Origin of the sequence: Fulvivirga aurantia (genome assembly GCF_009711475.1) — a bacterium.
GTDB classification, from domain to species: domain Bacteria; phylum Bacteroidota; class Bacteroidia; order Cytophagales; family Cyclobacteriaceae; genus Fulvivirga; species Fulvivirga aurantia.
The window spans coordinates 1-9,826 of record NZ_SMMD01000828.1; the positions used below are offsets into that span (position 1 = coordinate 1).

Sequence of the window (9,826 nt, forward strand, 5' to 3'; positions counted from 1 at the left end):
CTAATAATAATTTTTCAGTATCAGCACCTTTGTAAGTTCCCTTTGGTCGACTGTAAAAAAGGTGTGGCAGAGATAAGTCAACAGAATCACCTTCAGCCTCACCTATTGCAACTTGCTTAACAATGAAAGCAGAAGAGTTTTTAACAGACTCATGATATGAGCGAGATAAAAATGCCAAGATTACATGATTTCCAGCCTCCATTTCTTTGCTAAAAGTGGGCTCATAATGTGCAGAATATGGCCCGTTGTCAACAATCAGGTGAATATGCTGGCCCTTGCCAGAATTAGCTAATCCTTTGGTGTCTGCATCAGCAGTTTGAACGCCTAATTCGTAGTTAGTCACATCAAAATCAAACGACACCTCCGTAGACTCTTCATTCGCTGCAGCAGGCTCATTCAGTTTAAGTGAGGCTTCCGGATACTCGGGTGAGCTACTGACCTTAGTAAGTGTAATTTTTGGTTTTTCTACCTCTTCCTTATCCTCACTGTTTTTGCTTTCTTCTTTGCCACCAGAGCAGGCTGCTAAAAGACATAAAAGTGTAACTGAAAATAGAATACTAAGTTTTAGGTTGGTTGATTTCATGAGTTTATTGGTTTATTCTTTAATGCAACACTGTTGCAATAATAAACTTAATTGATCATGTTTGCAATATATCCCTCTTGCGACTTACCGACATCAGGCAGTTGCACATCTACATTTTCTCAGGTGGACCAAGTGTAAGATCGCCAATGCAAAAGCAGGGAAATACACCATGTCAAAAGGAAACTCTATTCCTTCCAATCGCTCATTTAAAATGAAAAAAGTGAGCAGGGACAGCGCAGCGATCATACTGACTTTTATCCATCTAAAAGCAGATTGACGAACAGTTCTAAAAACGGCCAGAAAAGAAACACTCAAGAACAATAGATCAAGAAAACTCCACCATTCATAACCTCCATGCTGACCTGTAGAAGCAGGAAAGACTACAAATAAAAAAGGGGTGATCATACAGTGAATCATACACAACGTGGAACTGAGAATACCCAGCTCGTCCGATTTTTTCCTTAGCCAAACTACCATATAATAAATGCAACTTTGTTGCAAATATAGATGTTTGATCATTAAATGCAACTTTGTTGCATTTATATAAATACGTATGTAGGTTTGCACAGTATATGGATGATATGTTTAAAACTCAATCGTTATTTTTTGCATACAACGAATCAATTTATTTTCGTTTTCCAGATATCGAACTCACAGCTGGTGAAGATCTCTTGATCCTCGGAGAATCAGGAATCGGCAAGACTACATTGCTACATCTCATGGCCGGTTTGCTTAGACCAAAGTCAGGAAGTATAGCACTTAAAGGCACTAGTTTCGAATCGCTTTCTTTAAGGAAATTAGACACATTTCGTGGGCGCCATATCGGCCTGGTTTTTCAACGTCCACAATTTTTCAATGCGCTTTCTTTAAGCGAAAACCTCCTGCTCATACAGTATCTCGCAGGAAAAAAACAAGACATAAAGCGAGTGAGACAAGTCACAGAACGGTTGGCCATAGACCATAAGCTTAAAGAAAAACCATACAATATGAGCCAGGGTGAGCAGCAAAGAGCAGCGATTGCATTGGCGGTAATTAACAACCCTGCATTGATTTTGGCCGATGAACCTACTTCGAGTCTGGACGATAAAAACTGCATGAAGGTGGCCACTTTGCTAAAGCAACAGGCAGCTGATACAGACGCCACACTCATAATTATTACTCACGATCAAAGACTTAAAAATCTGTTCCAAAATACACTCGAATTATGAACATTTTTAAGCTGAGTTACCGCAATACTATAAGTAGACCTCTGAGCACCTCTCTCAGTCTTATTTTATTCACACTGGGTGTAGGTATGATTTCCCTGCTTTTGCAGATCAATCGTCATATCCAAACTCAGATGGAGAATAATATAAAAGACATCGACATGGTGGTGGGTGCTAAAGGTAGCCCGCTGCAACTCATACTTTCTGCTGTATATCATATCGATGACCCAACAGGAAATATATCATTTGATGAAGCCAGACAGCTTAAAAAAAATCGGTTGGTTGAATCCGGCATTCCGCTCTCGTATGGAGACAGCTACAAAGGCTATAGAATAGTGGGTAGTGAACATGATTATCCCAATATGTATGATGCTACGTTGAATAGAGGCCGCTTGTGGCAATCGCCTTTTGAGGTCACCATTGGTGCAACTGTAGCTAAAACCTTGAATATAACCATTGGAGATAAGTTTTCTGGTTCACATGGTCTCATTGCTGGTGGAGAAACGCATGATGACCATCCTTATAAAGTGGTCGGTACATTCAATACCACCAACTCTGTTGTCGATCAGCTTATTTTAACAGCATCTGAAAGTGTCTGGTATGCTCACCACCAAGAGTCTTCTGATGATGCATCTCATAAAGACGAGCATGGAACCCAGGAGAATCATAAGAAAAATACTGAACATGATATCACAGCCATGCTAATCAAATTTAAAAGCCCCATGGGTATGATACAGCTTCCTCGTATGGTCAACGAAAACACAAACATGCAGGCTGCTTTGCCCGCTTACGAAATAGGTCGCCTTTTTAACCTGATGGGTGTAGGTATCGATACGCTAAGTGCGATTGCCATAGTTATTATGGCGGTATCCGGGTTGAGTGTTTTCATCAGTTTGTACAGCGCCTTAAAAGATCGTGAATACGAAATGGCATTCATGCGTGCTTATGGTTCAACGCGGTGGCAACTGGTGTGGCTTGTGCTTCAAGAAGGACTCTTACTTACCTTATCTGGCTTTTTGCTTGGTATAATTTTTTGCCGGGTAGGATTGTGGATGGTTTCTGAATTATTAGAAACCAATTATCACTATACATTTTCTGGCTGGGTGTGGCTTCAGGAAGAATGGTGGCTTTTGGGTACCGCCTTAACCATTGGGCTCCTTTCTTCTTTACTCCCGGCCATTCGTGTTTTTCATATCAACATTTCAAAAGCTCTTGCCAATGCATAAACTCTTTGTCATACTATTATTATTCGTGTGGAGCTCTGTTGGAGCCCAAACAGAAATCACCTGGAAAACACTCACAGATGTAGAGTTTAGTGATAAGTTTAGTCCCGAAGAACAGGCCTATTATTACTTTCCGCATTTCGGACCATCAGTGAAAGCCTTGGAAGGTAAGGAAGTTTATATAAAGGGTTTCATGCTGGCCATTGATCCCAAAGAGGGCATTTACATTCTGTCACGTAATCCGTTTGCTTCGTGCTTTTTCTGCGGACAAAGCGGTCCGGCATCTATTGTAGAGCTTAAGCTAAAACCAAATCACCCAAAATTTAAGATGGATCAGATTGTGACCATTAAGGGAATACTTAAGCTCAACTCCGATGATATTTACCAATGCAACTATATCTTACAAGAAGCTGAAGTTTATAAATAATGAACTATATGTCTTTATTAAAGTCAATACCTTTCTACAAGCGCAGCACTAATGCTCCCAAGCAGGTAACTAGCTCAAAATGGTTTCACAGAAATACCATCCTGACAGATCAGGTTAATTTATTTTGTTGGAAACGATCGTTGGACCCATCGATTTCACAATATATTAAAAAGACAGCAGCGCTGGAGCCCGAACCTATCAGGCGCTATGTTGACAGAAATAATCTTCATGAACAGATCGAGGCAGCCAAATTAGAGTGGTCGCATATACCTGATAGCCAACCGTTTTGGCAGGACGTTTACAAGATTGTCAATGATTTTCTAGGTTTCTCAAAAACTGAAACTGGAACGCTACATTTAAAGGTAATAGATAACGATGCGTGCAGAAAGTTCCATGTAGATGGGTACGCACTTCGGCTGTTTGTTACCTATCATGGGCCAGGGACTGAATGGCTGCCAGAGGGTGCGGTGAACCGTTCAGCATTGGGTACGGTAAATGAGCGAATTGTAAAAAATAAAGAAGCGGTTCAGCGCATACCGACTGGTCATGTTGCCATATTAAAAGGGCAGCTGCCCAACCGTCCGTCAGCTGTAAAAGGGATAGTACACAGATCACCCGAGATAATAAAAACCGGAGAAAAGCGAGTCATTCTAAGAGTGGATATATGAAAAAAACTCCAGTACATATTATTACAGGATTTTTGGGCAGTGGCAAAACCACCTTTCTCAATCACTTCATCAAAGAACAATTACCTGAGCGAATATTAGTCATAGAAAATGAGTGCGGTGCTACCAATGTTGATGGCGGGCTGGTAATGGATGGAGTAGAAGAAGTGATAGAGCTAAGCGCAGGTTGTCTCTGTTGTACATTGGCCGATGGCCTTATAGAGGTACTGGAAGAAGCAGCCAATAGGCGAGACCAATACGACAGGTTGGTAATAGAAACTACAGGCATTGCCGACCCAAGCTCAATATTGCAGGTGTTTTTACAAGACCCAAGAGTAGAAAAGGTTTTTGACTTACAACAGGTTATTTGCCTGGTAGATGCTGGTTTAGTAGAAGACTGGCTTGAAGAGACTGAAGAAGCACTGCGCCAAATTAGTTTGGCGGATGTACTTCTCATCAATAAGATAGATACCGTTGCCCCTACTTATCAAAAAGAAGTGCAAAAACTATTAAGAAACATTAACCCAAATGCTAAAGTCATGAGTGGAGAACAAGGCGTTTTCGCTCTCGCAGACATTCTTAATACAGGCACCATAAACCAGGTCTCGGTAGAAACAATCGCTGACGGTAACCACCATGATCACGAGCACGGTGATGGCGATAATAATAATCATAAAATTACCACTTTCACCCTCACCTTTCCCGGCCCGTTGGACCTTAACCATTTACAACTCGACCTGAACCGAATCGTGATGCTTTTCCGCCATCAGGTGTATCGCGTTAAAGGTTTTATTGCGATACCCAATTATCCAAATAAGGTCATTCTTCAGTCAGCAAGAAACACATTTATAGCCACAGATGGACCACCATGGGAGTCGGAAAATGAGCGCATAGGAAAATTGGTTTTTATAGGCAGGGGACTTAAAAAGAAGCCTTTTGAGAAGATGTTTAATAGGCATTTGGTGAGTTAATATAATGAGATTTCACATCTATCTAGTCAATCATTAAGCTATGTGACCCGGAGCAGTGGTTTTTCTTCGTGATGGTTCATATTTATCCTCATCTCGCAGCTTATCCAAAATCTTTTGTGCTCTAATATTTAGTTGTATAACACGGTCTCTCAAGTTTGATTGAATGATTAAGTCTGCTTCTGGTGTAAGTCCTGGGATTCTTTGCAGGACAGAATCAGCTGCATAAGGCACGGTAGATTCCCAGTGATCAAAATCTTTTCTAAGACTGATGACAGAATCGAGCAATACAGATTTCATTGGTTTTTCGAATGTTAAGGCCAGAGATTCAATACGGTCAATTTTATCAGCCACATGCTCTCCTATTTTCCGTGCAAGTTGATGTGTATCTCTACTTTGAAATTGCAAATCCTCTTTGCTTGATTGCGTACAAGCAGGTAAGAATATCAACAAAGTGAGTGCTATATTTTTCATAAAACAGGCTTTTAACCATTTTGGGGCCAGTATGCATGACCAGGTTGATCTATAGCAATTTACACAAAAGCATCACTTAATTGCAACATTGTTGCAATTATAATATAGAGGGGGCTTGACCACATTCAGCCTTAGGTAAGAGAGGTTTAAATAATCAGTAAATGGGAAAGATAGGGTGTGAGGCTGACTCTTTGGGGTATTGATAGTTCAGCAACGAATTGAGCTAAAGGAGTACTAATAAAAAAAGGTGTCTCAAAGGGCAGTTAAGACTAAACCCTTTTGAGACACCTTTAAAACTTTTCTTAAGTCTTAGTTTACATTTAAAGTAAACTCGATATCTACATCAGTACCACCATCAGCAGCACTAGACGTTGATGACTTTATACCTGGTTGGTGTTTCAAAACCACTCGGAAAGTATTGCCAGTTGAAACTCCAGCGGTTGTCCAATTTGTAGACAAGCCAACAGGTTCTCCATTCATGTCCTCATCGTTATAGTTTAATGCATCGCTACGGTTGTCGATGTTTCCATCGCCAGTAGGACTAGAGAATGCACCATCAGTGAACGCAAAGAAGAACATGTGTTCATCATCTTCTGCTTCGATTTCAGCGGTAATATCTTCGCCTGCAAGTGTATTTGCCAGTGTAATGGCAAGATCATATTCGGTGTCCGCTGCTAACTCTATATCATCTATAGTTGGGTTTCCTACACCGTCACCATCTGCATCAAACCATGTGGCAGTAATGTCATCACCACCACCTACAGGTGAGAAAGTCAGTACGATTTCATTTATAACTTCTTCCTCAGCATTCGGATCTTCAACGATGCTAATCGGGAAAGTAATATCAAGATCTGTCCCTCCATCATTGATGGTTGAAGTAGCTGACTTAATATCAGGTTGATGCTTAAGCACAACTCTGAATATTCCAGCGGACTCAGTATGAGCACCAGCTGTCCAGTTGGTTGATAAACCTAAAGGATTACCATTGTCATCGAAATCATTGTAGTTAACCTCGTCACCTCGATTATCGACATTACCATTACCTGTAGGGTCGGCAAAAATGTTGTTAGTAAATTCATAAAAGAACATATGCTCGTCATCTTCACCTTCGACCTCTGCCGTAATATCTTCCGCAGGACTTGCGAGTGTGTTGGTCAATTTTATAGAAAGTTCATATTCCAAACCTTCAACGAGTTCTATGTTATCGATTGTAGGAGCTCCGGTACCTTCACCATCTGCATCAAACCATGTGGCTGTCACTACATCTCCTTCACCAGTTGGTGTAAAGGTGAGCTCTGCGCGTGATATAACTTCTTCTTCCTCCTCAGGAGCTGGTGCCTCATCGTCATCAGAGCAGCTCGCCATAATAGCTAACCCCAGAAAAAGGAATAAATAAAATTTTAAGTTCAGCATTTTCATATCTTCTCTCAGTTTTGATTTTTTATATATGCAATAATATTGCATATACCAATAAAATGCAACAGTGCTGCATCTTAAAAGCTGTATTGTAGAGAAAATCCGATGTTTCTACCAGGGGCATCTGCAAAGTAGCGCAGTCGATCTGTATAGATGCGATAACGGCTGTTTAAGATATTACGTACGTTGATTTCGGCACTCCACTTTTTCTTTTCAAAGCCAATCTTAGTGCCTATCAAAAAATAACCATCAGGTGGTGCCATATAATCGAAGATATCTGTGTTTCGGTCCACTTCAGTATTTCCATTCTCAATTTCTCTGGGTTCTATTACAAGCGGTTCGTTCCATTGTCTTGCGATATAATTTAGATTTAAGCCCAATGTCCAGAAGCTATTTTTATACTCTAGGGAATAATCTATATTTAGTGGAGGTATCTCTAATAGAGGCTGATCCTTTTCTGTACTTTTAGCGTACACATACGATAATTTGACCTCAGAAGTAAATCTATCGCTGTGGGTATATCTTATATCCCAGTCACTACCTAAAAACAATGCATCTGTCTGCTCAAATAACCAGTAAGGAATAGTACCAGCAATATTGGTGGTGATTCCATAAGGTCTCAAAAATATGTAGTTGTTAATTTTATTGGTAAACACTACAAATTCAGCTTTCAATTTAGTTTTATCTATCTCAATACCTGAAATAATTTTATAACTATTTTCGGCTGGAACAGATCTGGAAGATTCGTCAAAAACACTATTCGGAGGAGTGACAACATCAGGGGTAAAATCATATCTCCAAAGCCCAAATTGTATACGTGAATTGTGATAACCCCAGGAATACAATTCTGCAACATTTGGCGGGCGCCATGCTGTGCCCAAATTTGTAAATACTGTGGTATTAGGGTTAAGTTTTTTGCGAAAACCCAAGGTAAAAGAGGCATTGTTAAAATCTAAGTCATTGGAGTAGGTATAAATTTCCCTGATGGTATCTGCCACACTGAGTGATTGGTAATCAAATCGGGCACCCAGCTCAAGGGTCACTTTTTCAAAGTGGTAAGACTGTATCGTATAAGCGCCAATATTGATTACATCATAGTCAGGCACAAAGTTAGCTGGATTTGATTCTGGCTCATTAACGCTATTTTGTGTGTATACCTGAATGCCGGAGCTCCCGTTCCATCGGTTTTTTGAAGCCTGCACCCACTCAGCCTCCAACGTATGAGAGATCAACTTTAAGTCAATTACTGGTCGTTCGTTTAATGTTCCCCTTCTCACATCATACTCTTCTCTTATATTTTGTTGAACCCCGTAAGTAAAGTTTACAATGTGATCTCCGAGAAATAATTTAATGTCTGATTTTAATAAGCCATGTGTTGTTGATTGCCTTGGGCTGCCTATATCGTAAGTAGATGAGAAAGTGGGGTTGGGCTTATTTCCATCAATGGCTTCTTGTAGATTATCAAGATTACCTACAATAGAGCCCCTTAAGATACCTAATTCCTGATCGAAATAACTGCCTGAAATCTGTACATCAAACTTTGGTTGATGTATTAATGCATTGAAGCTAGCGCCATATTCTTTTTTCCCCGTGTTGGACAAAGTGTAATCAGGTGCTTCCAGATCGCCTTGATAGGTGCCATACGCGCCTACATTCCATGCAAAATTATGTGAACCCTGCCCCAGGTTAAATTGACTGCCTACTGCACCTCCGTTCGTTTGATAAGATGAGGTTACAGATCCATTTAATTCTTCATGAAGCTCAGGCTTTTTTGTATTGTACAAAATGACTCCTCCCAGCGCTTCAGGTCCGTATTTAACAGTACCTGCTCCTTTGATTATTTCGATCTGATCTACGTGCGAAGGATCAATTTCCGGTGCGTGTTCTTCACCCCAAACCTGATAGGCATGCCTTAAGCCATCGTTGATAACGAGCACTCGATTAGAGTGTAGCCCATGAATCATGGGTTTTGAGACATTCGAACCGGTCTTAAGCATAGAAACTCCCGATATCTCATTGGCTAAATCACCCAATGAAGATGTAGTAATAGACATCTTATTGATTTCTTTCCTTTGCACAGCCAGGGATTGTATTTCTTCTGTTTGATAATCCTCGATGGTGATACTTTCCAGTACAGTTTCATTTGCAGCAAGGTAAATTGTTGGATTTGGGTGATGAAAGTCATGGTGATGAACTACCGTTTTATAACCAACAAATCGCACTTCAAGGTCAATTTCTTTCTGGCAAATGTTAGAGATCTCAAACTCGCCATTTTCGGAGGCTATATCGGCAATCTCGGTGCCCTGGACGCTCACCGTAGCGAACGGTAAGGGCTCATTAGTTTCACGGCTAAGCACTTTACCTTTAACAGAACGATTGCATGGCTTAGATTGCCCAACTGCAAGAGTAGTAAAGCCAATAAGAAAAAATAAAACTAAGTATCTCATCAATTAATTGCAGCTATTGCAAATTCCATCCACACTATTGACTGTCTCGAACATAAAACTGACACTTCAAGTACTTTGTTATCATCAAGACGTTGGGTCAGACCACATTGATTGTACTTAACATCACTATTATTGTTTAAGTCCAAACGCATAAGGGGTTTTATCAATGATCACTGCACCTACCTGATCGCTTAGTAGAAGAGCGCTTTTTGAATTCATCAAAAATGCCAATACATTCAATCGACAGTCTGTTATTCTCAGGCTAAAATCTTCAATTAAACATTGTAGATTATCAGCCATCCTGCAAAACTACACAAATGCAACCTAATTGCATATTAATATCTAAGCGCTTATTTAAAAAAAGAAGATTGACGTATCTGAGAAACAGTGAGAGATTATTAGTATACGCTATTTTTTT

At 40.2% G+C, this 9,826-nt stretch carries 10 protein-coding genes; 5 read left to right on the forward strand and 5 right to left on the reverse strand.

All coding sequences use genetic code 11. The features are described 5' to 3' along the window. On the reverse strand, positions 1-583 hold a 583-nt coding region (locus E1176_RS11775; RefSeq protein WP_155210814.1), incomplete at its 3' end, for a hypothetical protein. 93 nt (positions 584-676) lie between these two features. Continuing rightward, positions 677-1,102 (reverse strand): MerC family mercury resistance protein, encoded by a 426-nt coding sequence (locus tag E1176_RS11780; RefSeq protein WP_155210816.1) that lies wholly within the window; start codon positions 1,100-1,102, stop codon positions 677-679. A 14-nt stretch (positions 1,103-1,116) separates the two neighbouring features. Between E1176_RS11780 and E1176_RS11785 the strand changes: the two genes are divergently transcribed. Genes E1176_RS11785 through E1176_RS11805 form a run of 5 tightly spaced genes read left to right on the forward strand, consistent with a single transcriptional unit; the run spans position 1,117 to position 5,074 of the window. Continuing rightward, complete coding sequence (locus tag E1176_RS11785) at positions 1,117-1,791, forward strand: ABC transporter ATP-binding protein (RefSeq protein WP_343030529.1); 675 nt, start codon at positions 1,117-1,119, stop codon at positions 1,789-1,791. Beyond that, on the forward strand, positions 1,788-3,014 hold the full coding sequence (locus E1176_RS11790) for an ABC transporter permease (protein ID WP_155210818.1): 1,227 nt from the start codon (positions 1,788-1,790) through the stop codon (positions 3,012-3,014). Before E1176_RS11785 ends, E1176_RS11790 begins: the two co-directional genes overlap by 4 nt. After that, positions 3,007-3,438, forward strand: coding sequence for a DUF3299 domain-containing protein (locus tag E1176_RS11795; protein WP_155210820.1), 432 nt, complete (start codon positions 3,007-3,009; stop codon positions 3,436-3,438). The genes E1176_RS11790 and E1176_RS11795 overlap by 8 nt, the downstream gene beginning before the upstream one ends. Positions 3,439-3,446: 8 nt before the next feature. Continuing rightward, the gene (locus tag E1176_RS11800) at positions 3,447-4,106 is read left to right on the forward strand and encodes a DUF1826 domain-containing protein (RefSeq protein ID WP_185152769.1); all 660 of its coding nucleotides are present in this window, start codon (positions 3,447-3,449) and stop codon (positions 4,104-4,106) included. After that, positions 4,103-5,074, forward strand: a complete 972-nt coding sequence (locus E1176_RS11805; RefSeq protein ID WP_155210822.1) for a CobW family GTP-binding protein — start codon at positions 4,103-4,105, stop codon at positions 5,072-5,074. Before E1176_RS11800 ends, E1176_RS11805 begins: the two co-directional genes overlap by 4 nt. Positions 5,075-5,107: 33 nt before the next feature. Here the strand turns inward: E1176_RS11805 and E1176_RS11810 are convergent, their stop codons facing one another. The 3 genes from E1176_RS11810 to E1176_RS11825 form a co-directional block, all read right to left on the reverse strand. Beyond that, positions 5,108-5,545 carry a hypothetical protein gene (locus E1176_RS11810; protein ID WP_155210824.1) on the reverse strand — a complete coding sequence of 146 codons (438 nt, stop codon included), beginning with the start codon at positions 5,543-5,545 and terminating at the stop codon, positions 5,108-5,110. Between the two features lie 309 nt (positions 5,546-5,854). Then, positions 5,855-6,910 carry a hypothetical protein gene (locus E1176_RS20960; protein ID WP_222933138.1) on the reverse strand — a complete coding sequence of 352 codons (1,056 nt, stop codon included), beginning with the start codon at positions 6,908-6,910 and terminating at the stop codon, positions 5,855-5,857. Positions 6,911-7,038: 128 nt separating this feature from the next. Further along, positions 7,039-9,408 carry a TonB-dependent receptor gene (locus E1176_RS11825; protein ID WP_155210826.1) on the reverse strand — a complete coding sequence of 790 codons (2,370 nt, stop codon included), beginning with the start codon at positions 9,406-9,408 and terminating at the stop codon, positions 7,039-7,041. Between the last annotated feature and the right edge of the window lie 418 nt (positions 9,409-9,826).

What these genes read in the sequence shown, in the direction of transcription:
- E1176_RS11780 (WP_155210816.1), bottom strand. Translation starts at nt 1,102, where the DNA reads ATGATCAAACATCTATATTTGCAACAAAGTTGCATTTATTATATGGTA.
- E1176_RS11790 (WP_155210818.1), top strand. Translation starts at nt 1,788, where the DNA reads ATGAACATTTTTAAGCTGAGTTACCGCAATACTATAAGTAGACCTCTG.
- E1176_RS11795 (WP_155210820.1), top strand. Translation starts at nt 3,007, where the DNA reads ATGCATAAACTCTTTGTCATACTATTATTATTCGTGTGGAGCTCTGTT.
- E1176_RS11800 (WP_185152769.1), top strand. Translation starts at nt 3,447, where the DNA reads ATGTCTTTATTAAAGTCAATACCTTTCTACAAGCGCAGCACTAATGCT.
- E1176_RS11805 (WP_155210822.1), top strand. Translation starts at nt 4,103, where the DNA reads ATGAAAAAAACTCCAGTACATATTATTACAGGATTTTTGGGCAGTGGC.
- E1176_RS11810 (WP_155210824.1), bottom strand. Translation starts at nt 5,545, where the DNA reads ATGAAAAATATAGCACTCACTTTGTTGATATTCTTACCTGCTTGTACG.
- E1176_RS20960 (WP_222933138.1), bottom strand. Translation starts at nt 6,910, where the DNA reads ATGGCGAGCTGCTCTGATGACGATGAGGCACCAGCTCCTGAGGAGGAA.
- E1176_RS11825 (WP_155210826.1), bottom strand. Translation starts at nt 9,408, where the DNA reads ATGAGATACTTAGTTTTATTTTTTCTTATTGGCTTTACTACTCTTGCA.